Annotated in this window: 16 protein-coding genes; 7 read left to right on the top strand and 9 right to left on the bottom strand. The window is 71.2% G+C overall.

The genetic code is table 11. The annotated features are described in order from the left end of the window. Positions 1 to 19: 19 nt before the first annotated feature. From IEY17_RS05545 to IEY17_RS05535, 3 genes are all read right to left on the bottom strand, one after another. The gene (locus IEY17_RS05545) at positions 20 to 688 is read right to left on the bottom strand and encodes a DedA family protein (RefSeq protein WP_188986118.1); all 669 of its coding nucleotides are present in this window, start codon (positions 686 to 688) and stop codon (positions 20 to 22) included. A 151-nt stretch (positions 689 to 839) separates the two neighbouring features. Next, positions 840 to 2411: a D-alanyl-D-alanine carboxypeptidase/D-alanyl-D-alanine endopeptidase gene (gene dacB / locus IEY17_RS05540; protein WP_188986116.1), complete on the bottom strand. Its 1572-nt coding sequence runs from the start codon at positions 2409 to 2411 to the stop codon at positions 840 to 842. A 96-nt stretch (positions 2412 to 2507) separates the two neighbouring features. After that, the gene (locus tag IEY17_RS05535; protein ID WP_188986114.1) at positions 2508 to 3116 is read right to left on the bottom strand and encodes a LysE family translocator; all 609 of its coding nucleotides are present in this window, start codon (positions 3114 to 3116) and stop codon (positions 2508 to 2510) included. A gap of 97 nt (positions 3117 to 3213) precedes the next feature. Between IEY17_RS05535 and IEY17_RS05530 the strand changes: the two genes are divergently transcribed. Continuing rightward, positions 3214 to 3714, top strand: a complete 501-nt coding sequence (locus IEY17_RS05530; RefSeq protein WP_188986111.1) for an Lrp/AsnC family transcriptional regulator — start codon at positions 3214 to 3216, stop codon at positions 3712 to 3714. Between the two features lie 45 nt (positions 3715 to 3759). On the opposite strand, the gene tesB is transcribed toward IEY17_RS05530, so the two are convergent. Then, positions 3760 to 4692, bottom strand: coding sequence for an acyl-CoA thioesterase II (gene tesB, locus IEY17_RS05525; protein ID WP_188986109.1), 933 nt, complete (start codon positions 4690 to 4692; stop codon positions 3760 to 3762). Positions 4693 to 4765: 73 nt separating this feature from the next. Continuing rightward, positions 4766 to 6187, bottom strand: coding sequence for a pyruvate kinase (gene pyk / locus IEY17_RS05520; protein ID WP_188986107.1), 1422 nt, complete (start codon positions 6185 to 6187; stop codon positions 4766 to 4768). 74 nt (positions 6188 to 6261) lie between these two features. Between pyk and IEY17_RS05515 the strand changes: the two genes are divergently transcribed. Further along, positions 6262 to 6624, top strand: coding sequence for a VanZ family protein (locus tag IEY17_RS05515; RefSeq protein ID WP_188986106.1), 363 nt, complete (start codon positions 6262 to 6264; stop codon positions 6622 to 6624). On the opposite strand, the gene IEY17_RS05510 is transcribed toward IEY17_RS05515, so the two are convergent. Beyond that, positions 6602 to 7327 carry a DUF2461 domain-containing protein gene (locus IEY17_RS05510; protein WP_188986104.1) on the bottom strand — a complete coding sequence of 242 codons (726 nt, stop codon included), beginning with the start codon at positions 7325 to 7327 and terminating at the stop codon, positions 6602 to 6604. The genes IEY17_RS05515 and IEY17_RS05510 overlap by 23 nt on opposite strands. 929 nt (positions 7328 to 8256) lie before the next feature. On the opposite strand from IEY17_RS05510, the gene IEY17_RS05500 reads away from it, so the two are divergent. Both IEY17_RS05500 and IEY17_RS05495 read left to right on the top strand, forming a co-directional pair. Beyond that, positions 8257 to 10608: an ATP-binding protein gene (locus IEY17_RS05500; RefSeq protein ID WP_188986102.1), complete on the top strand. Its 2352-nt coding sequence runs from the start codon at positions 8257 to 8259 to the stop codon at positions 10606 to 10608. A 117-nt stretch (positions 10609 to 10725) separates the two neighbouring features. Then, the gene (locus IEY17_RS05495; protein ID WP_229679857.1) at positions 10726 to 11505 is read left to right on the top strand and encodes a transglycosylase SLT domain-containing protein; all 780 of its coding nucleotides are present in this window, start codon (positions 10726 to 10728) and stop codon (positions 11503 to 11505) included. 49 nt (positions 11506 to 11554) lie between these two features. Here the strand turns inward: IEY17_RS05495 and IEY17_RS05490 are convergent, their stop codons facing one another. After that, positions 11555 to 12256 (bottom strand): FadR/GntR family transcriptional regulator, encoded by a 702-nt coding sequence (locus IEY17_RS05490; protein ID WP_188986100.1) that lies wholly within the window; start codon positions 12254 to 12256, stop codon positions 11555 to 11557. 224 nt (positions 12257 to 12480) lie between these two features. On the opposite strand from IEY17_RS05490, the gene IEY17_RS05485 reads away from it, so the two are divergent. From IEY17_RS05485 to IEY17_RS05475, 3 genes are all read left to right on the top strand, one after another. After that, positions 12481 to 13881 (top strand): GntT/GntP/DsdX family permease, encoded by a 1401-nt coding sequence (locus tag IEY17_RS05485; RefSeq protein ID WP_188986098.1) that lies wholly within the window; start codon positions 12481 to 12483, stop codon positions 13879 to 13881. Between the two features lie 180 nt (positions 13882 to 14061). Continuing rightward, positions 14062 to 14547, top strand: coding sequence for a DUF2867 domain-containing protein (locus tag IEY17_RS05480; RefSeq protein ID WP_229679856.1), 486 nt, complete (start codon positions 14062 to 14064; stop codon positions 14545 to 14547). Between the two features lie 115 nt (positions 14548 to 14662). Continuing rightward, on the top strand, positions 14663 to 16945 hold the full coding sequence (locus tag IEY17_RS05475) for a HelD family protein (protein WP_188986096.1): 2283 nt from the start codon (positions 14663 to 14665) through the stop codon (positions 16943 to 16945). A gap of 195 nt (positions 16946 to 17140) precedes the next feature. Here IEY17_RS05475 and IEY17_RS05470 read toward each other — a convergent pair whose 3' ends face one another. Both IEY17_RS05470 and gltB read right to left on the bottom strand, forming a co-directional pair. Next, the gene (locus IEY17_RS05470) at positions 17141 to 18646 is read right to left on the bottom strand and encodes a glutamate synthase subunit beta (protein ID WP_188986094.1); all 1506 of its coding nucleotides are present in this window, start codon (positions 18644 to 18646) and stop codon (positions 17141 to 17143) included. Beyond that, entirely contained in the window at positions 18639 to 23189 is a 4551-nt protein-coding gene (gltB, locus tag IEY17_RS05465) for a glutamate synthase large subunit (protein WP_188986092.1), read from the bottom strand. Before gltB ends, IEY17_RS05470 begins: the two co-directional genes overlap by 8 nt. Between the last annotated feature and the right edge of the window lie 629 nt (positions 23190 to 23818).

Here is a 23818-nt window from a genome sequence, read left to right as displayed (position 1 = left end):
CCGAAAAACCGCCGCTGGGTCAGGCCGCGGACTCGACGTCGTCGCGGGCCTCGGCCGCGATCTCCTCGGCGGGTTCGCGGTTGGCCCGGCGGCGGCGCCACACCCGGATGCCCACGCCCACGGCGATCATCGCCACCACCAGGACCCAACTGGTCCGGCCGAGCAGCTCCTCGACGTACTTCGCCGAGGCCCCGGCCGCCCAGCCGATCCCGACGTGCAAACCCGACCACGCGACCGCACCGACCAGCGACGACACGAAGAAGCGCAGGTAGCTCATGCCGCTCGCGCCGGCCGCCGCGGGAATCAGCGTGCGCACCACCGGCAGGAAGCGGGCCACCAGCACCGCGCCCATCCCCCACCGGCACAGCAGCCGCCCCGCGCGGTCCCAGTGGTGCTGGCCGAGCTTGCGCACCACCTTCGTCTCGCGCATCTTCAACCGGTAGCGGCGCCCGAGCCAGAACCCGATGTTGTCGCCGACCGCGGCGCACAGCGCGACGATCCCGGCCAGCGTCAGGAAGAACCCGAGGTCGGTCACCGCGGCCGAGGCGACCAGCAGCCCGGTCTCACCGGGCACCAGGAAGCCGAGCCCGATGGTGCACTCGCCCAGCACCAGAGCGCCGGTCACCAGGACCAGCAACGGCCTCGGCAGTCCGGCCACCAGGGCCAGCATGTCACTGATGAACGTCACTTCACCGGGCTCCTCGGCTGTGCGCGGGCAACGAACTGGCGTCACGCTACCGGCGCACCCGCGGCGCGGTCTCCGGGATCCCCCGAATCGTCCCGAGACCGTATCGCACATCAGCTGGTTGGCCTCAGTTTCCCGTTTTTCCCAGGTGCATTCAGCACGCTTTGACCCACGAGCACTCCAGCGCGCTCTCGTCGACCGAGGTGGCCGGATCGTCCTGGAGAACGCGAGCCCGCGGCACCCGCACCCGGCCCCGCGGTTGGTCCGCGGCACCGTCGTACCCGGCCAGCCGGATCGCGATCGCGTCCTGTAGATCCTGCGGGGAACTGCCGAGAAAGTCGTTGAACACCACCGAGAACACCAGCTCGCGGCCGTCGGCCGCGGTGACGTAACCGGACAGTGAGATGACCCCGGTCAGCGAGCCGGTCTTGGCGTGCACGTTGCCGGCCGCGGCCGTCCCACCCATCCGGTTGCGCAGCGTGCCGCCGACCATGCGGTCCGCGACGCCCGCCACCGGCAACGAGTCGTAAAAGACCGGAAACCACGGTCGTTCCCGCGCATTGTCCAGCAGTACGGTCAGTTGCTCGGGCGTCACGGAGTCCATCGTGGACAATCCAGAGCCGTCCACCAGACGCAGCACCTGCGGGTCCACGCCCAGCCCGCGCACCTGCTCGGTCAGCACCGCCAGGCCCGCGGCCCAGCTGCCCTCGCCGCGGACCTCGCGCCCCATCGCCTTGACCAGCACCTCGGCGTGTCCGTTGTTGCTCAGCTTCATGAACGGCACCAGCAGCTCCCGCAACGGCATCGACTGCCGCTCGGCCAGCACCCGCGCGCCCCCGGGCGCGGTGCCCTCCCCGGTGCCGCGAACAACCACGCCGTGGGCGGCCAGCGCGCGGGCGAAGACGTCCGCGGCGTAGGCGGACGGGTCCAAAACGGTGGTGAAGTCCTCGACCGGCTGCGCACCCGCCGGGATCGTTCCGCTCACCACGACCCGGGAACCGCCGTGGTCGCGCAGCACCGACACGTCGGCCACCCCCTCGGCCGAGGTCGTCGTCCGGTTGTCGATCCGCACGGCCCTGGTCGGCGGGTCCAGCGACACCTGCGCGGGCCGCCCCTCGACGGTCGGGACAACCCGCACGATCACGGTTCCGGCGTCGAAGTCGGTGTTCGGGGCGACGGTCAGCGCGGACACCGGTGCGGCGTAGTAGTACGGCTCGTCATCCCATACCCAGCCGGTGCCCAGCGGCACGTCGTCGAACCACGTGTCGTCGGTGCGCAGCCGGCCCCGGACCTCGCGGATTCCTGCCGCCGCCACCTGCTCGGCCAACCGGTCGTAGTCGGTGGCCAGCAGGGTGGGATCACCGGTGCCGCGCAGGTACAGGTCACCGAGCAGCACCGGGCCCAGCTGCGGGGCGTTGGTGACGACCTCGGTGCGGAAGCGGTACTCGGGCCCCAGCACCTCCAGCGCCGCGGCGGCGGTGAGCAGCTTGGCGTTCGACGCCGGGGTCGCGCGGTCCGCGGCCTGCCTGCTGTAGAGCACCTCGTCGGTGGCCGGGTCGCGCACCACCACCCCGGCGTGCGCGCCCCTGAGGCGGGCGTCGGCGAGAATGTCGTCCAGATCGACCCGCAGCGCGTCCGGGCCGGCGGGGGCCGCGCCCGAAACGGCCACGGACGCCAACGGCATCCCCAGTGCCAGCACCAACCCGAACGCCCAGCGTCGACGCATCGCGCAGCTCCTTCGGCCCGCCCCGCACAGATCATGCACGATCATGACGGTTGGCCAACGACTCCGCATGGTCTGTCTTGATCCGCCGGTCGGCGGTCAGCCGACGGCGATCGAGGCGGCCATGGCCAGCAGCGCCCCGCCGCAGCACCGCTCGAAGACCCTGCGGCGCCGCGGCCCCGACAGCAGCGCGGACAGCCACCGCACCGACGGCACCACGATCAGCCACCACACGCCGAACGCGGTCACCGCGACACCACTGAGCAGCGCGGCCTGCGGCATCGGCGCCGCCGCCGGGTCCATCGCCTGCGGCAGCAGCGTCAGGAAGGTCAGCATCACCTTGGGGTTGAGCACATCGGTGAGCAGGCCGCGTGCGAAGACCGCACCCGCGGACCGCGGGGTGTCCACAGTGGTCGGCTGCGCCGCCGCGCCGGACCGGCGCACAATCTGCCACCCCATCCAGGCAAGGTAGGCCACGCCGATGGTCTTCACCACCAGCAGCGCCCCCGGCACGGTCACCACCAGCGCCGACAGCCCCAGGGTGGCGGCCGTCGCGTGCAGCAGCAGACCGCAGGTCACCCCGGCGGCGGCCAGCCATCCCCAGCGCGCGCCGTTGGCCGCGTTGCGGGTCACCAGGACGAAGTCCGGCCCCGGTACCAGGACGATCACCAGCAGCGCCAGCAGGAACGACCCCCAGGCGATGTGCACGACAGCTCCTTCGCAAACTCGCAGGTCGGGTGGAAGTCGCCCACATCGTCCGTCATATGTTCGCCGCGTTTCCAGTGACGCCGTAGGATGTTCGGTTATGCGGGAATCTGTCGAACTGGATTCGGTCGACTGGCTGATCCTGGAGGAACTGCAGAACGACGCGACGCTGCCGAACCGGGTGCTGGCCGAGCGCGTGGGGCTGGCCCCCTCCAGCTGCCTGCAGCGGGTCCGGCGGCTGCGGGAACAGGGCGTGATCACCGGGTCACACATCGACGTTGACCCGGCGGCGACCGGGCTGGTCCTGGAAGCGGTGGTGGCGATCAACGTCCGACCGCACACCCGCGAGGTCGTCGACCAGTTCCGGGAGTTCGTGATGGCGCAGCGGGAAACCCGTTCGCTGCTGCACGTCAGCGGGCAGGCCGACTTCCTGCTGCACGTGGCGGTCGCCGACACCACTCACCTGCAGGAGTTCCTGGTCGACAAGCTCGCCTCGCGTACGGAGGTCCGCCACTTCACCAGCTCGATCGTCCTGGAACAACTGCACACCAGGGCCCTGACGCCCCCACCGCACCTGCGCCGCAGACGACGCCGTCGCTGAGCGGCCGGATTGACCGAAGTCGATCTCCGCTGGATCGCGCGGTGGTCAGCGGTTGACGCGGAGCAGGCCCTCCTGGACCACCGTCGCCACCAGGCGGCCGTCGCGGGAGAAGAAGCGACCGGTCGCCAGGCCACGCGCTCCGGAGGCGCTGGGCGAGGCGCAGTCGTAGAGCAACCACTCGTCGGCGCGGAAGCGGCGGTGGAACCACATCGCGTGGTCCAGGCTCGCGCCGTTGACCCGGTCCAGTCCCCAGTAGACGCCGTGCCGCGCCAGCACCGCGTCCAGCAGCGTCATGTCCGACGCGAACGCCGCGATGCACACGTGCAGCAGGTCGTCGTCGGGCAGTACGCCGTCCGCCCGCATCCACACCTGGCTGCGCGCCTCCCGCGTCTCCTTCTCGCGGCTCACCCACGGCGGGTCGGTCACGTAGCGGACGTCGATGGGCCGCGGCTGCCGCCCCAGCACCTCGACCAGGTCACCGACCTGCTCGCCGTAGGTCGGCAGCGACTCGGGGTCGGGCACCTCCGGCATCGGGTCGGCGTGGTCGATGCCCTCCTCGTCGAGCTGGAACGACGCCGACAGGGAGAAGATCGCCTTTCCGCGCTGCACGGCCACCACGCGGCGAGTGGTGAAGGACCGGCCGTCGCGGGTGCGGTCGACCTCGTAGACGATCGGGATGCTCGGGTCTCCGGGCCGGATGAAATAGGCGTGCAGGGAGTGCACCCGCCGCTCCGGCGGAACCGTGCGGCCGGCGGCGACCAGCGCCTGGCCGGCGACCTGACCGCCGAAGACGCGCACCGGCGAGGAGGCGGGGCTGACCCCGCGGAAGATGTTCTCCTCGATGCGCTCCAGGTCCAGCAGCGCCACCAGGCTGTCCAGGACCGGCTGTCCGTGCGGCAGGCCGTTGACGTCCAGTGGGACGGTTCCCTCCCAGCTTCCGGTGGGATCGGCGGCTGCTGCTCGGGCCGCTTCGGTCACTGCACGCTCCTCGGTCCTCACGCCCGGTCGCCGGACGGGAGCGCCGGGTGGCTCCCGTCCGGTGGAACTGGGATCAGACGTGGTCCTCCTCGCCCAGCCGGTGCACGCGGATGAGGTTGGTGGAACCGACCGTGCCGGGCGGCGAACCCGCCACGATGACCACCATGTCGCCGCGCTGCGACCGGCCGAGAGACAGCATCGCCTGATCCACCTGGCGCACCATCTGGTCGGTGGTGTCCACCTTAGGCACCAGGAACGTCTCTGTCCCCCAAGTGAGAGCGAGCTGACTTCGCACGCTCTCCTCCGGGGTGAACGCCAGCAGCGGCAGCCGGGTGTGCAACCGGGCCAACCGGCGCACGGTGTCGCCGGACTGCGTGAAGGCGACGAGCGCCTTGGCGTTGAGCCGTTCGCCGATGTCGCGGGCCGCGTAGGAGATCACGCCGCGCTTGGTGCGCGGGACGTGGCTCAGCGGCGGCGGCGCGGCGGAACCGGCCTCGACGGCCTCGATGATGCGGGCCATCGTCTGCACGGTTTCGACCGGGTAGCGGCCGACGCTGGTCTCGCCGGAGAGCATCACCGCGTCGGTGCCGTCGAGCACCGCGTTGGCGACGTCGGAGGTCTCGGCCCGCGTCGGGCGCGAGTTGTTGATCATGGAGTCGAGCATCTGGGTGGCGACGATGACCGGCTTGGCGTTCTCGCGCGCGATCCGGATCGCCTTCTTCTGCACCAGCGGCACGTGCTCCAGCGGCAGTTCGACGCCGAGGTCGCCGCGGGCGACCATGACGCCGTCGAAGGCCAGCACGATGGCCTCCAGGTTGTCCACCGCCTCCGGCTTCTCCAGCTTGGCGATCACCGGGATGCGGCGGCCGACCCGGTCCATCACCTGGTGCACCAGGTCGATGTCGGCGGGGCTGCGGACGAACGACAGCGCCACGAAGTCCACGCCGAGCTCGAGCGCGAACTCCAGGTCCTCAATGTCCTTTTCGGACAGCGCGGGCACCGAGACATCCATGCCCGGCAAGGAGATTCCCTTGTGGTCCGACACCGGACCACCTTCGGTCACCTCGCACACGACGTCGTTGTCCTCGACGCCGGTGACGGTCAGCCCCACCTTGCCGTCGTCGACCAGCAACCGGTCGCCGACCTTGGCGTCCTTGGCGAGGCCCTTGTACGTGGTGGACACCCGCTCGTGGGTGCCCTGGACGTCGTCGACCGTGATGCGCACCGTGTCGCCGGTCCGCCACTCCACCGGCCCGGCGGCGAACTTGCCGAGGCGGATCTTCGGTCCCTGCAGGTCGGCCAGGATGCCCACGGCGCGGCCGGACTCCTTGGCCGCGGCCCGGACCATCTCGTAGACCTGCTGGTGATCGGCGTGGCTGCCGTGGCTGAAGTTCAGCCGGGCGACGTCCATTCCGCTGCTGACGAGCTCAGCCACCTTGTCCGGTGTCGCGGTGGCGGGGCCCATGGTACAAACGATCTTGGCTCGTCGACTCACGTTATGCCAGCGTAGTCTGTTGACCGGTGCACGCAGCACGCAGCCATGCCCGCGGATGCGGATCGGGGAGATCGTTGCTGGATCATTACAGAACGCAGCTCACCCGGATACCTTTCGCGGTGGCGGCGCTGGCCAGCCTGGTCGTTCTGTTCACCCCGGAGTCGGGGGTGCCGACCGCGCCGCCGGGCACCGACAAGGTGGTGCATTTCGTGCTGTTCGCGGCGCTGGCCGCCACCGGCCGGATCGCCGGGTTCCCGACCGCGCGGCTGCTGCCGGGCCTGGTCGCTTACGCGGCGGCGTCCGAGGTGCTGCAGGGCCTGCTGCCGCTGGGACGGAGCTGCGACGTGGTGGACGGGATCGTCGACGTGGTGGGCGCGGTCGCGGGCTGGTCGGTGGTCGCGGCGGCGCGGCGGATCAACGGCGCTTCTTCTCGCTGACCCCGATGTGGTCGGCGCACCACTGGTTGAGCTCGCGCAGCGCGGCCCAGGATTCCCGGACCCGGTCCAGGCAGCTGCGCTCGTGCAGCACATCCTCCGGTTCCCAGGAGCGGAACGCGTACAGCGTGCGGTGCCGCAGCAGATCCAGCCGCGGGTGGTCGGCAGCCACCCCGCGCGGGCGGCTGCGCAGCGTCTCGCCTGCGATCTCCCAGTCCTGCCGCACCAGCGCGTCGAGCAGCGCCCGCAGCCGCTCGCCGTGGATGCTGGTGTCCACCGCGGTCCGGAAGCGGGCGAGTTGGTCGGACTCGGTGTGGAAGCACCCGCCGGCGACGAGCAGCCCGGCAGCGCTGACCTCCACGTAGTAGGCGCCGCCGCCGCGCCCCGGCTCGATCACGGCGCCGCAGTGCGTCTTGTAAGGCGACTTGTCGTTGCTGAACCGGACGTCGCGGTGCGGGCGAAACACCTTGCCCCGGCCGAATCCCGGCGCGAACTCCGGCTCCAGCTCGGCCAGCAGCGCCTCCATGGGCCGCCGCACATGGTCCCGGTAGAGCTCGAGGTGGTCGTTCCAGTATGTCTTGGCGTTGTCGATCTCTTGGTGCGAACCACTGAGACAGCCGTCCTGGACGTCTTCGAGTCCTTCGAAGAACTCGACCACTCCCCTACCGAAGCCCTCGAACCGCTGTTCGGCCGCCTTGCGCCCCACCACTTCTCCCAGCTCGACCGAGAAAGCGCCCTGCCCCCTTCGCCGGACGCGGAGCCCGGATGCCGTCCGAGAATCCCCCTCCTCGACGCAGCGACTGCGCGTGTCCGGGCACGCTGACCGGATGTTAGACCACGTGTTCGATATCGTGCCAGCCAGCCCCCAACCGCCCCCACATTTCTTGGAAACCCTCGCCTGGCCCGATTCCCGAATTCGCCACCTCGTCGAGCGGGCCCATCATGCCACCTCGATGGGGCTCCACTGTGGATCGCCACGTCGAGCGACTCGCGGCTGACCACGGGCCGTCCGAGCACGCCGCAGGCGGGCACGTTACTTCGGCAGCTTCGGCGCGATCTGCCGGGCGGCCCGCTCGGCCTCGCCGCAGGTGTCGGGCACCGAATCGCGCATCACGCCGACCACATCGACGATCACCACGCCGCCGCCAGCGTCAATCAGTGCCGAACAGCCACCCTGCCCGGACGCACCCTTGGCGACAGCCCTGGCGGCTTTACGGCCATCGATCTCGCCGATCGGTTCGTAGCTGTCCCAGGTTACCGTCGGACTTGTAGCTGTCCACGGTCTTCTCCTGGTTCTCGAAGACCGAGACAAACCTGTCCTCGCCCTCGAAACGACAGCCGGTCTCGAAGCTGAACTGCTGTCGCGGCTCTCCGGGCCCCGCAACACCGGGAACGTCGGATCACTGCTGGATACCTCGCTGCAAGTCCTGGGCGTGCTGTTCGTCGATCGCACGATAGTGGCGGCCACTCGCCGTCGACGTGCTCGCCCGTGTCGAGCGTCAGCGGCACGAGCTCAGGGTGCTTTGGGCACCCGGCACGGTCACCACGCCCAAGTCCGCCCACTCGTCCGGGTGACGCCGGTGCGGGGAGGCAAGATCCCAGGTCAGGCCCCGCGCAGCGGGTTAAGCTCGTGGCGTGGTCTCCACTGCACGGGCCCGTGTGCGGGAGCCAGCGGGCAACCTCCCGGCCGACGTCACGAGCTTCGTCGGTCGACGCCACGAGATCACCCTCACCAAGCGGCTGCTGGCCCAGTCGCGCGTGGTGACCCTGACCGGTCCCGGCGGGGTCGGCAAGACCCGGCTGGCCATCCGGGTGGCCACCAACATGCGCCGGTCGTTCCGGGACAAGTCCTGGGTCGTCGAGCTGGAGGACGTGCAGGACGGCTCACTGGTCGTCGGCGCCGTCATCGAGCAGCTGCGCATCAGCGGCCCGTCCGTCGGCGAGGATCTCGGCACCGTCGTCGAGCAGCTCAAGAACCGCGAGATGCTGCTCGTGCTGGACAACTGCGAGCACGTGGTCGAGGATGTCGCGCTGCTGGTGGACGCGGTGGTGCGCTGGTGCCCGGGCGTCCGGGTGCTGGCCACCAGCAGGCAGTCGCTGGGCGTCGCCGGCGAGGCGACCATGGTGGTCCCGCCGCTGCAGGCCCCCGACATCGAGCACCTCCCGCCGCCCGAGGCATACGAGCAGTTCCCCTCGGTGCGGCTGTTCGTCGACCGGGCGCGGGCCGCCGTCCCGGAGTTCGAGGTCACCCCCGACAACGCCACCTCGCTGATGCGGCTGTGCTACCTGCTCGACGGCAACCCGCTGGCGATCGAGATGGCGGCGGTGCGGCTGCGCTCGCTGTCCCCACAGCAGCTGGAGGAACGCCTCTCCGAGCGTTACGACCTGCTGACCGAGGGGCGTCGCAGCGCTCCGCCCCGGCAGCAGACGCTGCGCGCGCTGATCGACTGGAGCTACGAGCTCGCCTCCGAACAGGACCGGCTGGCGTGGGCCAGGGTGTCGGTGTTCTCCGGCAGCTTCGACCTGGCCGCCGCCGAGCACATCGCCACCGACGGCCTGTCCGAGACCGAGGTGCTGGGCGCGATCCACTCGCTGGTGGACAAGTCGGTGCTGCTGCGCGAGGAGGGCGACGGGGAGGTCCGGTTCCGGCTGCCGCACACGCTGCGCGAGTACGGCCAGGACAGGCTGGCCGAGTCCGGTGAGCTGGCGGCGCGGCAGCAGCGGCATCTGGCCTGGTACGCGGAGCTGGCCGGGCGTTTCGCCGCCGAGTGGCTCGGCCCCGACCAGGTCGCCTGGATGCAGCGGCTGCACAACGACCAGGGCAATCTGCGGGTCGCACTGCGAACCGCGGCGGGCGCGCCGGAAACCGCCGCCACGGCTCTGCGGATGTCCACTGACCTCTGGCACTACTGGGTCATTCGGGGCCTCAACGCCGAAGCCCGGCACTGGCTCGACGAGGCGCTGGCCCTCACCCCGAGGGGACTGCCCGAGCGGGTCCGCGCGCTGCGCGTGGACGCCTGGTTCGCGCTCCTGCAGGGCGATCTCGACGCGGCCCTGCCGCTGCTTGACCAGGCAGCGGAGCTGGCCGCGCAGCGCGGTGACGAGGTGGAGAAGGCGCATCTGGCCCTGGTGCGCGGCATGGCCGCGTTCTTCGCCGATGACTCCCCGCACGCCGTGGGCCTGCTGGAGGACTCGCTCAGCCGGTTCGGCAAGCACGGCGACCGCGACGGGGAGCTGTTCGCGCTGTTCGCCCTGGGCCTGGTGAAGGGCCTGACCGGGGAGCACGAGACCGGGCTGGCGCTGCTGTCCGAATGCATCCGGCTGGGCGAGGAGGCCGGCGAGCTGGCCTGGCGCTCCTTCGCGCTGTGGGGCTGCGCGCAGATCGAGGTCCGCCGCAGCGAGATCGAACGCGCCGAGCGCGCCGCCAAGGAAGCGCTGCGCCTCCAGCGCCAGTTGGAGCACCGGCTGGGCATGGCCTTCAGCATCGACGTCCTGGCCTGGATCGCGCAGCGGCAGGGCCGCCACGACCGCGCGGCCCGGTTGTTCGGGGCGGCCTCCGCCGCGTGGGACGCGGTGCGCTCGGCTCCCGGCTTCTGGGCGGCGTTCGCCGCCGACCACGACGCGCACGAGGCACAGACCCGGGCGGCACTCGGCGACGAGGCGTTCCAGGAGGCGTTCGACCGGGGCCGCCGGCTGTCGCTGGCACAGACGGTGGACCTCGCGCTGGAGGTCAAGCGGCACGCGCGGGTGCGCACCGGCGACGGGCCCCAGATGCCGCTGACCCGGCGGGAGCGCCAGATCGCGAAGCTGGTGGCGCAGGGTCACACCAACAAGGAGATCGCGGAGACCCTGGTCATCGCGCAGCGCACCGTCGAGGGCCACGTGCAGAACATCCTGATCAAGCTCGACTTCTCCTCGCGCGCGCAGATCGCCGGGTGGCTGGCAGCCCAGCGCACGGGTGACGTGCACGATAATCCCGCTGAGTAACCTCACAGTGTGTAGCTAAATCCCGGCAGTATGTCGCCCATTCGAGCGATTCTAGGTACCTAACCGCGTATAAACCGCGATGCACGGACACGCTCTGTGCCGGGATTCTCGGCTCTCGTGACCCCCGACCAACTGAATTCCCCCGACCCGAACGTCCCCAACGAAGCGACCCGGACCCGACCGGCGGCCCGCCTGCGGGCGGCGCTCGCCGGAGTCACGGCCCGCGGCGACCGGCAGCACCGCGTCCCCCCGAAGATGCGGTCGATACAGCTGGGCGTCGCGGTGGCCGCGGTCGGCGTGCTCGGCGTGGTCACCGGCGCGGGCAGCGCCCCGACCGACCAGCCCGCCGTGCAGGCCGCCGCGCACGCCAAGCCGCTGGCCGCGAGGCCCGTGCCGCCGGCCTCCGCGCCGGTCAAGCAGGACGCCCCGCAAGCGGCGCCCGCCCCGCAGGCGACCCCCGAAGCCGCCGCCGCGCCCGCACCGGAGCAGCCCCCGGCGCCGCAGCCCGAGGCGGCCCCGGCCGCCGAGGTCAAGCCCAAGGACCAGATCGGCGCGTGGATCGACGAGGCGATCACGGTGCTGGAGGCCAACGGTGTCCCGCGCGAGAAGTGCGACGCCGAGGCGATCCGGACGATCATCATGCACGAGTCCAACGGCGACCCGACCGCCACCAACAACTGGGACTCCAACGCGGCCGCCGGCACCCCGTCCATCGGCCTGATGCAGACGATCGAACCGACCTTCGAGTCCTTCGCGCTGCCCGGGCACGGGGACATCTACAACCCGGTCGACAACATCATCGCCGCCACCCGCTACGCGATCGCCCGCTACGGCTCGGTCTCCGACGTGCCGGGCGTCGTGGGCGTCACCTCCGGCGGCAGCTACCAGGGCTACTGACGACGGGCGGCGCAGGTGGTCGCCTGCCGGACCTGGGGATCAGGTCCCGTCACCGGTGCGTCGCGGCCAGCTCGGACAGCGTGCCCTCCAGCGCCTCGGCGACCAGTTCGCGCATCGCCTCCTCCGCCCGCGCCCGGTCACCGCTGCGGATGCACTCCGCGATCTCGCAGTGCAGCCGCACGGCGACCGGGCGCGGGTGCACCGGCATCAGGCCGTGCCCGGCCCGCCACCGCAGCAGTTCCTCGACGACCTCGTGCAGCTGCGCGAACATCTCGTTGCCGGAAGCGGTCAGCACCAGGCGGTGGAAGGCGACGTCGGCGTCCATGAACGTGTCCAGGTCGCCGGCACGGGCGGTGGCCACCATCCGCTCGGCGAGCTCGACCAGCCGCGCGGCGTCGGCGTCGGTGGCCCGCTGCGCCGCGGCTCCGGCCGCCACCGGTTCGACGGCGGTGCGCAGCTCGGCCAGTGTCTTCAGCTGCGCGGTGCGGTCGGCGGCCAGTAGCCAGCGGATCAGCAGCGGGTCGAAGGTGTTCCAGTCGGCGCGCGGCCGGACCACGATGCCGACCCGCTTGCGGCCCACCACCAGCCGGATCGACGCCAGGCTGCGCACCACCTCGCGGGCCACGCTGCGGGAGATCCCGAAACGCTGCTCCATCTCGTCGATGCGCAGCACGCTGCCCGGCGGGTGCGCGCCGGCGGCGATCTCGTGGCCGAGCACGTCCAGCACCCTGTCGTGCAGTCCGCCGCCCATCCGATCCCCTCCGACGCTCGTCGCTTCGCGGTGCGGGGCGTCGTGGCAGCGGCTGGCAACAACACCGCGTCGCATTCGTCCCGGCTCCGATCCGTGCGCACTCTAAGCCACCACAGACGGGTGATGCGCGTAACAGACATACTTAATCGGTCAATATGGCAATAAAGTCATACTTATTGCGTAGGCTGTGCCGGCACCAGCTGCTCAACGAGGAGCCAACCCCCATGTCGCACAGCCTTTTCGGCAGCCTCGCCGGCGCCTCGACCGAGGCGGGCACCTGGACCGCGCACGACACCCGGCTGCTGGTGGCGGCCGTCGCGGGCATCGCGGTCATCGTCGTGCTGATCAGCTGGGCGAAGCTGCACCCCTTCCTCTCCCTGGCTCTGGGCGCCGCCACACTCGGCGTCGTCGCCGGCATGCCGTTCGGGGACCTCGTGGAGACCTTCACCAAGGGCCTCGGCAAGACTGTCGGCGATGTCGGCCTGCTCGTCGCGCTCGGCGCGATGCTCGGCAAGCTGCTCACCGACACCGGCGGCGCCGGGCAGATCGTGGAGACGGTGCTACGCCGCACCACCCGCCGGACGCTGCCGTGGGCGATGGTGTTCATCGCCGCGCTGCTGGGCCTGCCGATGTTCTTCGAGGTCGGTGTGGTCCTGCTGGTCCCGGTGGTGGTCATGGTGGCCAGTCGGTCCCAGCAGCCGATGCTGCGCATCGGCATCCCCGCGCTGGCCGGGCTGTCGATCCTGCACGGTTTGGTCCCGCCACACCCCGGCCCGCTCGCGGCCGTCGACGCACTGCACGTGGACCTCGGCCTCACCCTCGCGCTGGGCGTCGTGGTGGCCATCCCGACCGCGATCGTCGCCGGCCCGCTGTTCGGCTCCCACATCGCGCGCCGCGTCGACCTGCCCCCGGCCACCCACCTGCTGGGCACGACCCCGGAGCAGGTTGCGCCGGAGAGGCGCCCCGGTTTCGTCGCGTCGGTGGCGATGCTGCTGCTGCCGGTGGTGCTGATGCTGGGCAAGTCCCTCGCCGACCTGACGCTGCCGGAGGACAGCGCCGGCTACCGGGTGCTCGACACCGTCGGCACCCCGGTGGTCGCCCTGATGCTGACCGTGCTGATCGCCATCGTGGTGCTCGGCGGCGGCGCCCGGTTCGGCCGCGACCGGCTGTCCGACGTGATCGGCGGATCGCTGCCCGCCATCGCCGGGATCATCCTCATCGTCGGCGCCGGTGGCGGGTTCAAGCAGACCCTGGTCGACTCCGGGGTGAACACCATGATCACCGACGTGGCGAGCGGGGCGCACCTGTCGCCGCTGGTGCTCGGCTGGCTGATCGCGGTGGGTATCCGGGTGGCCACCGGTTCCGCGACGGTGGCCACCATCTCGGCGGCCGGGATGGTCGCGCCGCTGGTGACCGGGATGCCGCCGGCGCAGGGTGCGCTGGTGGCGCTGGCCATCGGCTCCGGCTCGCTGTTCCTCTCGCACGTCAACGACGCCGGGTTCTGGCTGGTCAAGGAGTACTTCGGGATGACCGTCGGGCAGACCCTCAGGACCTGGTCGGTGATGGAGACGCTGCTGTCGGTCGTCTCGTTCGCGGTGATCCTGGGCCTGTCGACGGTGCTGTGACCAGCGGTCGTGGGTGGCGGCCGGCGCTCACGACGAGCACCCAGACTCAGGCAAACCTGGAAACCGGTGGTAGCCCCAGCACGCCGCGGATCGCCTGCTCGGCGAGCTCGACGTCGTGCGGGGCGTGCCCCGCGAGGAAGCTCCCAAGCCCTTCCAGGGCACCGAGGTAGAGACAGGGACATGCAGTCCGATTCCGTGCCGACCATCCACGAACACCAGGTCGTGCCCGGGGAGATCCGCGCGCTCAGCACGATCACCGATCCCCACTACACCGACTTCTTCACGCTGGCGGCGACCGGCGTCGCCGACCACACGGCCGAGGAATGGGCGCGCGCCGCGTTCGAGAAGACCTTCGCCGGCCCGCTGGCGCGCCTGATCTTCCGCGGGCTCCTGCAGCTGCGCCTGGACCGGCGGCCGTCACCAGACCACCTGAGCGGCTGGAAGATCGGCGGTCGCGGCGACCGGTGGCTGCGGATCGAAGCCACCTCCTGGTCACTGGCGGTCCACCTCGTCGTCCGCGTCGCAGACGAGAAGGTGTCAGCTGCGACGATCGTCAGATACCACAACGCCTTCGCGGCCCGGATCTGGTCACCGATGTCGACGTGGCACCGCAGGGGCATGGCGATGCTGCTGCGCAGAGCGCACCAAACCCTGCTCGCCGCCTGAGCAACCGGGAGCCCGGCTCCGCGGCCCTGCGACCGCCCCGCCGCGGGCGGTATATTGGCGGGTCGGGCCCGAGTCGGGCTTCTTCCCTGATCCCCAGCCAAAAAAGGTGGCGCAATTGTCCAACGCCCGAGCCGATCGGGATGCCGTGCGCGCACAGGAGATCGCGGCCGAACAACAGTACCTCACCATGCTGTACGCAAAGCTCGACGCGCTGCGCGAGGAGACCACGCAGCGGTTGCGGAACACGCTGCGCGACAGCGGCGGCCCGCCGCAGGCCCGCACCGAGCGGGACATCTCCACCCGGATGTACACCGACAGGCTCGCGCAGCTCAGCGCGGTCGAGCACGGCATGTGCTTCGGGCGGCTGGACCTGGACAGCGGCGAGACCTTCCACATCGGCCGGCTCGGGCTGTTCGACGAGGACAACGAGTACGAACCGCTGCTGGTGGACTGGCGCGCCCCGGCGGCCCGGCCGTTCTACCTGGCCACCGCCGCGGCCCGCGACGGCGTTCGCCGTCGGCGGCACCTGCGCACCAGCCAGCGACGGGTGCTGGACTACGAGGACGAGGTGCTCGACCTCGACGCCGCCGAGCAGGGCAGCGATCTGGGCCTGGCCGGGGAGGCCACGCTGCTGGCCCGGCTCGACGCCCGCCGCACCGGGCAGATGCAGGACATCGTCGCCACCATCCAGCGCGAACAGGACCGCATCATCCGCGCCGGGATGAACGGGGTGCTGGTGGTGCAGGGCGGTCCCGGCACCGGCAAGACCGCGGTCGCGCTGCACCGGGCGGCCTACCTGCTGTACACCTTCCGCGAGCAGCTGTCCAAGCGCGGTGTCCTGGTCGTCGGCCCGAACCCGACGTTCCTACGCTACATCGGCCAGGTCCTGCCCTCGCTGGGCGAAACCGGCGTACTCCTGTCCACTGTGGGCGATCTGTACCCGGGGATCACGGCGACCGGCGAGGAGTCGGCGCGGGCCGCCGAGATCAAGGGCCGGGCCGCCATGGTCGACGTGCTGCACACCGCGGTGCGCGACCGGCAGCAGGTGCCGAAGGACTACGTCGAGGTCACCTTCGACCGCGAGGCGCTGCGCATCCAACGCCGCGACGCGTTACACGCGCGCACCCGCGCCCGCCGCACCCGCCGACCGCACAACCTGGCCCGCCGGGTGTTCCGCGACGAGATGTTCTCCGCGCTGACCCTGCAGGTCGCCGACCGGCTGGGCCGCGACCTGCTGGACCGCCGCGATCTCGACGACATCAACCGCGAACTGCGCGCCGACCAGGTGGTGACCAAGGCGCTGGACGAGCTGTGGCCGGAACTGACCCCGCAGGAGCTGCTGGACGACCTGCTCAGCAGCCCGCAGCGGCTGGAGTCCGCGTCCCGCAGGCACCTCAACGACGCCGAACGCACCGAACTGCTGCGACCCCCCGGCGCGCCGTGGACGCCCGCCGACGTCCCGCTGCTCGACGAGCTGGCCGAACTGCTCGGCGAGGACGACGCCCAGCAACGCGCCGAACGCGCCCGGCAGGAACGCGAGGAACTCGCCTACGCGCAGGGCGTGCTGCACATCATGGAGCAGGACGAGGAGATCGCCGACGAGGAGCGGCTGCGGGTCTCCGACGTGCTCGACGCGGAACTGCTCGCCGAGCGGTTCCGCGCGCGCAGCGACCTGACGGCGGCCGAACGCGCCGCCGAGGACCGCACCTGGACGTTCGGGCACGTCATCGTCGACGAGGCGCAGGAGCTGTCGGCGATGGCCTGGCGGGTGCTGATGCGCCGCTGCCCGAGCCGGTCGATGACGCTGGTCGGCGACGTGGCGCAGACCGGCGCGCTGGGCGGGGCGCGGACCTGGCACGAGGTGCTGCACCCCTACGTGCAGGACCGCTGGAAGCTGGCGGAGCTGACCGTCAACTACCGCACCCCGGCGGAGATCATGGCGGTCGCGGCGAACGTGCTGTCCGACATGGACACCGACCTGGAGGCGCCGAGCTCGGTGCGCACCAGCGGCCACCGGCCGTGGGCGAGGCGGGTCGACGACCTCGCCGCCGAACTACCGGCGCTGGTCGAGGCCGAGCTGCGCGAGGTCGAGGACGGTCGCCTGGCGGTCCTGCTGCCGCCGCGGCTGTGGGCGGACCTCGGCCCGGGGCTCGTGGCGGCCCTGCCGCAGGCGGTACTCGGCGACCGCCCCGACGACCTGGAGTCGCCGGTGGTGCTGCTGACCGTCGAGCAGGCCAAGGGGCTCGAGTTCGACTCGGTGCTGGTGGTGGAACCGGCGGCGATCGTGACCGAGTCGGAGAAGGGCCGCAACGACCTCTACGTGGCGCTGACCCGGGCCACCCAGCGCCTCGGCGTCGTGCACACCGGCGAACTCCCCGCGTCCCTGCGCGGCATCTGACCCCCGTCCGCGGCGTGGTGATCTGGGATGGAACACCGGTTCACCCCAAAGCCGCCGGTTGGTGGCTGCGCCGCGGATCGTCACGTGATGGCAACGGCGATGGTCCTGATTCCCTTGGTAGGACTCAGGACCATCGCCATCGGTGCCCTACGGCTGAGCTATCCCGGCTGATCCGCGGCCCTGCACCGCGGGAAATCAGGCCACGGCGAGCGGCAGGGCCGTGGGGTGCACCGGCGAGGGCAACTGCGACTCGCCGGTCAGGTAGGCGTCCACCGCGTTGGCCACCGAACGGCCCTCCGCGATCGCCCACACCACCAGCGACGCCCCGCGGTGCGCGTCACCGCAGACGAACACGCCCGGCGCGGTGGTCTCCCAGTTCGAGCCGCAGCCGATGGTGCCGCGCTTGGTCAGCTCGATGCCCAGGCCGTCCAGCAGCGGCATGTGCTCGACGCCCTCGAACCCGATCGCCAGCAGCGCCAGGTCGCAGGGCAGCTCCTCCACCTCGTCCGACACCGGGATCACCTGCCGGCGGCCGTCCGCGTCGCGCTGCACCTTGACGTGCCGCAGCCGCACCGCGCGCACGTTGCCCTCGTCGTCGCCGACGAACTCCTGGATCGCCACCGCGAACCGGCGCTCGCCCGCCTCCTCGTGCGCCGGGTAGGTGCGCAGGATGTACGGCCACGTCGGCCACGGCGACCGGTCGTCGTCGCGGGTCGTGGGCGGCTGCGGGTAGTTGTCCAGCTGCGTCACCGACAGCGCGCCCTGCCGGGTCGCGGTGCCGTAGCAGTCCGCGCCGGTGTCCCCACCGCCGAGAATCACCACGTGCTTGCCCCGCGCCGAGATCGGCGACGGGCCGTCGCCCTCGCACTCCTTGTTCGCCGGGACCAGGTGCTCCATGGCCAGGTGCACGCCCTTGAGGTCCCGCCCGGGGATCGTGCGGTCGTCGCGGCCGCGCAACGCACCCACCGCGAGCACCACGGCGTCGTAGCCGGCGCGCAGATCCTCGACGGAAAGGTCCACGCCGACCTCGCACCCGGTGACGAATTTCGTGCCCTCGGCACGCATCTGCGCCAACCGGCGGTCCAGGACGGACTTCTCCATCTTGAACTCGGGGATGCCGTAGCGCAGCAGCCCGCCGATGCGGTCGTCGCGCTCGAACACGGTCACCTCGTGCCCGGCGCGGGTCAGCTGCTGCGCCGCGGCCAGCCCAGCCGGCCCCGAACCGACCACGGCCACCCGCTTGCCGGTGTGCTCCTCGGGCACCTGCGCGCAGACGTACTCGTTCTCCCAGCTGACCTCGGCGATGGTCTCCTCGACCCGCTTGATGGTCACGGCGCCACCGGCCTCGGGCGAGATCGCCAGCACGCAGGCGGCCTCGCACGGCGCCGGGCACAACTTGCCGGTGAACTCCGGGAAGTTGTTGGTGGCGTGCAGCCGCTCGCTGGCCACCTGCCACTGGCCGCGGCGCACCATGTCGTTCCACTCCGGGATGAGGTTGCCCAGCGGGCAGCCGGCCGAACCGGAGTGGCAGAACGGGATGCCGCAGTCCATGCAGCGCGTGGCCTGCGTCGCGACCTGCTCGTTGCGCTCCGCCGCGGGCAGTGCCGCGTAGACCTCGCGCCAGTCGCCGAGCCGGTCCTCGACGGGGCGCTTGGGGGCGTCGGCCCGGGTGTACTTCAGGAATCCCTTCGGGTCAGCCACGGGAAGCCTCCATGATCGCCTCGTCCACGTCTCGGCCCTCGACCTTGGCCATCCGCATCGCTTCCAGGACGCGCTGGTAGTCGCGCGGCATCACCTTGGTGAACGCCGCGGAGCGCCGCGGCCAGTCGCCGAGCAGCGAGGCCGCCACCGCCGAACCGGTCAGTTCGTGGTGCCGCTGCACGATCTCGTGCAGCCACTTCAGTTCCTTGGCGCTGGGCCGCTGCAGGTCCACCATCGCGGTGTTCACCCGCACCGGGTCCAGGTTCAGCACGTAGGCGATGCCGCCGGACATGCCGGCGCCGACGTTGCGGCCGGTGCTGCCCAGCACCACCGCCCGGCCGCCGGTCATGTACTCGAAGGCGTGGTCCCCGGCGCCCTCGGCGACCGCGACGGCCCCGGAGTTGCGCACGCAGAACCGCTCGCCGACCTTGCCGCGCAGGAAGATCTCCCCGCTGGTGGCGCCGTAGCCGATCACGTTGCCCGCGATCACCTGGTCCTCGGCGGCGAACACCGAGTCCGGGTGCGGGCGGACCACGATCCGGCCGCCGGACAGGCCCTTGCCGACGTAGTCGTTGGCGTCACCGATGAGGTCCAGCGTGATACCGGGCGGCAGGAACGCGCCCAGCGACTGCCCGGCCGAGCCCTCCAGCTCCACGTGGATGGTGTCCGGCGGCAGGCCCTCCCCGCCGTAGCGGCGGCTGACCTCGGCGCCCAGCAGGGTGCCGACGGTGCGGTTGACGTTGCGCACCGGCAGCTGCAGCCGCACCGGGCGGGCGTCCTCCAACGCCGCCTCGGCGAGCTGGATCAGCGTGCGGTCCAGCGCGTGTTCCAGGCCGTGGTCCTGCTCGCGGACCCGGCGCCGCACCGACGAGTACGGCGTCTCCGGCTCGGCGAACACCGGGGACAGATCCAGGCCGCGGGCCTTCCAGTGCTCGATGGCCTCGTCCGTGCGCAGCGCCGAGACCTGGCCGATCGCCTCGTCCAGGGTGCGGAAGCCCAGCTGCGCCAGGTACTCGCGGACCTCCTGCGCGACGAACTCGAAGAAGTTCACGACGTGCTCGGCCTTGCCGGTGTAGCGCTTGCGCAGCTCCGGGTTCTGGGTCGCGACGCCGACCGGGCAGGTGTCGAGGTGGCAGACGCGCATCATCACGCAGCCCTCGACCACCAGCGGCGCGGTGGCGAAGCCGTACTCCTCCGCGCCCAGCAGCGCGGCGACGATCACGTCGCGGCCGGTCTTGAACCCGCCGTCGACCTGCACCGTGATGCGGTCGCGCAGCCCGTTGAGCAGCAGCGTCTGCTGCGTCTCGGCGAGTCCGACCTCCCACGGTGTGCCCGCGTGCTTCAGCGAGGTCAGCGGCGCGGCACCGGTGCCGCCGTCGTGGCCGGAGATCAGCACGACATCCGCGTGCGCCTTGGCCACCCCGGCCGCGACCGTGCCGACGCCGACCTCGGACACCAGCTTGACGTGGATCCGGGCGTGTTCGTTGGCGTTCTTCAGGTCGTGGATCAGCTGCGCCAGGTCCTCGATCGAGTAGATGTCGTGGTGCGGCGGCGGCGAGATCAGGCCGACCCCCGGCGTGGAGTGCCGGGTCCTGGCGATCCACGGGTACACCTTGTGGCCGGGCAGCTGGCCGCCCTCGCCAGGCTTGGCGCCCTGCGCCATCTTGATCTGGATGTCCGTGGCGTTGACCAGGTACTCGCTGGTGACCCCGAAGCGGCCGGAGGCGACCTGCTTGACCGCCGAGCGGCGCTCCGGGTCGTAGAGCCGGTCGACGTCCTCGCCGCCCTCACCGGAGTTGGACTTGCCGCCGATGCGGTTCATCGCGATGGCCAGCGTCTCGTGCGCCTCCGCGGAGATCGCGCCGTAGCTCATCGCACCGGTGGAGAACCGCTTCATGATCTCCGAGATCGGCTCGACCTCGTCGATGTCGATCGGTTCCCGGCCGCTGTCCAGCTTGAACAGCCCGCGCAGCGTACCGCCCTCGGCCGCCAGCCGGTTGCACTCCGCGGTGTACCTGCGGAACACGTCGTACCTGCCGGTCTTGGTGGAGTGCTGCAGCAAGAACACCGTCTCCGGGGTGAACAGGTGCAGCTCGCCCTCGCGGCGGTAGGCGTAGTCGCCGCCGATCTCCAGCTTGCGGTGCACCCGCTCGGTCGGGTTGTCCGGGTAGGCGCGGCGGTGCCGCTGCGCGACCTCCTCGGCCAGCACGTCCAGGCCGACCCCGCCGAGCTTGGAGGCGGTGCCGTGGAAGTACTCGTCGACGAGTTCCTTGGACAGACCCACGGCCTCGAAGACCTGCGCGCCGGTGTAGGCGCCGACGGTGGAGATGCCCATCTTGGACATCACCTTCAGCACGCCCTTGACCAGCGCCTGCACGTAGTTGCGGATCGCCACCTTCGGCCGAATGCCGGTGATCTCCCCGGTGGCGATCATGTCCTCGATGGTCTCGAACGCCAGGTACGGGTTGACCGCCGCGGCGCCGTAGCCGAGCAGCGTGGCGATGTGGTGGACCTCGCGGGCGTCGCCGCTTTCCACCACCAGCGCCACGCGCAGCCGCTCCTTGGTACGCACCAGGTGCTGGTGCACGGCCGAGACGAGCAGCAGCGACGGGATCGGCGCCATCCGGTGGTCGGAGTCGCGGTCGGAGAGCACCAGCACGCGCGCCCCGGCGGCGATCGCCTCCGACGCCTCCTGCCGGACCCGCTCGATGGCCTCGGCCAGCGCCGCACCGCCACCGCCCACCTCGTACAGACCGGACAGCACGGCGGAGGCGAAGCCGGGCAGGTCGCCATCGTCGTTGACGTGGATGAGCTTGGCCAGCTCGTCGTTGTCGATCACCGGGCTGGGCAGCACGATGTGCCGGCAGGACGCCGCCGACGGCGCCAGCAGGTTCTGCTCCGGCCCCATCACGCGCGCCACCGAGGTGACGATCTCCTCCCGGATCGCGTCCAGCGGCGGGTTGGTGACCTGCGCGAACTGCTGCACGAAGTAGTCGTAGAGCATCCGGGAGCGCTGCGACAGCGGCGCCGGCGGGGTGTCCGACCCCATCGAGCCCAGCGGTTCCCCGCCGCTGGTCGCCATCGGCGCCAGCAGCAGGCGCAACTCCTCCTCGGTGTAGCCGAACGCCAGCTGGCGGCGCACCACGGACTCGTGGGTGTGCACCACGTGCTCGCGGTCCGGGAGCTTGTCCAGGTGCAGCAGGCCCGCGTGCAGCCACTCGTCGTAGGCGTGCTCCTCGGCCAGCTGCGTCTTGATCTCGTCGTCGTCGACGATGCGGCCCTGCGCGGTGTCGATCAGAAACATCCGGCCCGGCTGCAGGCGGCCCTTGGCCACCACCTCCTCGGGCTTGACGTTGAGCACCCCGGTCTCGCTGGCCAGCACCACCCGGTCGTCGGCGGTCTGCCACCAGCGCGCCGGGCGCAGCCCGTTGCGGTCCAGCACCGCGCCGACCAGCGTGCCGTCGGTGAAGGTCACGCAGGCCGGGCCGTCCCACGGCTCCATCAGGCTGGCGTGAAACTGGTAGAACGCCCTGCGCTTCGGGTCCATCTCGGCGTGGTTCTCCCACGCCTCCGGCACCATCATCAGCACCGCGTGCGGCAGGCTCCGGCCGCCCAGGTGCAGCAGCTCCAGCACCTCGTCGAAGGAGGCGGAGTCCGAACCGTCCTCGGCGCAGATCGGATACAGCCGCGACAGGTCACCGGGGATCAGGTCCGACTGCAGCAGCGCCTCGCGGGCCCGCATCCGGTTGCGGTTGCCGCGGATGGTGTTGATCTCGCCGTTGTGCGCCACGTAGCGGAACGGGTGCGCCAGCGGCCACGACGGGAACGTGTTGGTGGAGAACCGGCTGTGCACCAGCGCGATCGCGCTGACCAGCCGCTCGTCGGTGAGGTCCGGGAAGAAGGCGGGCAGCTGCTCGGTGGTCAGCATGCCCTTGTAGACCATGGTGCGGCTGGACAGCGACGGGAAGTACAGCTCCAGCCCGTCCTGGGCGGCGAGCCGCTCGGCCCGCTTGCGCAGGCAGAACGCCAACCGGTCCAGCTCGATCCCGGCCTCGTCGCCCAGCCCGGCGACCAGCACGGTGGCGAAGTGCGGCATGCACGTGCGCGCGGTGGCGCCGATGCCGGCCTTCTCCGGGGCGATCGGCACGTCCCGCCAGCCGAGCACGCGCAGGTTCTCCTCGGCGGCGATCCGCTCGACGAGCTCGACGACGCGGCGGCGCTGCTCGACGTCGGTGGGCAGGAAGGCCATGCCGGCGGCGTAGCGGCGCTGCCCGGCCTCGTCGGGTTCCGGCAGCTCGACACCGGCTTCGGCGCGCAGCAGCTCGTCCGGTAGCTGGATCAGGATGCCGGCGCCGTCCCCGCTGGTGGGCTCCGCACCGGCGGCGCCGCGGTGCTCGAGGTTCGCCAGCGCGGTCAGCGCGTCGGCGACGATGCCGTGGGACCGGCGGCCGCGGATGTCGGCGACCATGGCGACACCGCAGGAATCCTGCTCCGCAGCCGGGTCATACAGGCCCTGGGCTGCGGGGACGGCGGAGAAAGCCACTGCGCGGACCTCCCTCGTCAGTACTCGTGCGCAAGCGCCGGTCAATTGCTGACCGGGACTTCATGACTTCTGGCACGGGACGGCGCTGGCCCGCAGTTGACTTCCGGTGGCACGGCAGGATTGTTCGGGCGCTGACAGCCCGCATGGGGCGACCGGAGCGTTCAGGGAACTTTAACAGCCAGGATACCTGGAAGCAGCACCGTGGAAGTGATGCTGACCATCTTGTTGTAACGCCCCCGGATGGGTTAGAGGGGGCGTGTGGCGCGAGGGGCGGAAGCTGCTCCGCCGCCGGATTCACCGCACGTGCGAGCGAGCACGTTCCCACCTCCCTCCGCGCGGCCGCCGGGTGCGGTCTCTCAATGCACTTCCCGGCGCCGTACGTCGTCGAACACGATTCGTTGTCAAATCTAGCCGCTCGGTGGTCCGCGGTGTAGGGAGCGTGCGTTCCGACACTCGGCGGCGGCTCGGAGCGTGGATCTTCTCCTGATATCTTTCCAGCTCAGAGTACCCGCGAACCGGGTGCTCGCGGGACGCCAGCGACGAGCGAAACCGGTGCGAACCCGGTGCTGTGCCGCAACTGCGATGGCCCGGCGCGCCGGGCACGAGCCAGGTCGCCTCACGCTGGCGTC

This window comes from Saccharopolyspora thermophila, assembly GCF_014646075.1.
Taxonomy (GTDB): domain Bacteria; phylum Actinomycetota; class Actinomycetes; order Mycobacteriales; family Pseudonocardiaceae; genus Saccharopolyspora; species Saccharopolyspora thermophila.
The sequence above is the reverse complement of the archived record's forward strand: the minus strand, read 5'-3'. Positions and strand labels throughout refer to the sequence as shown.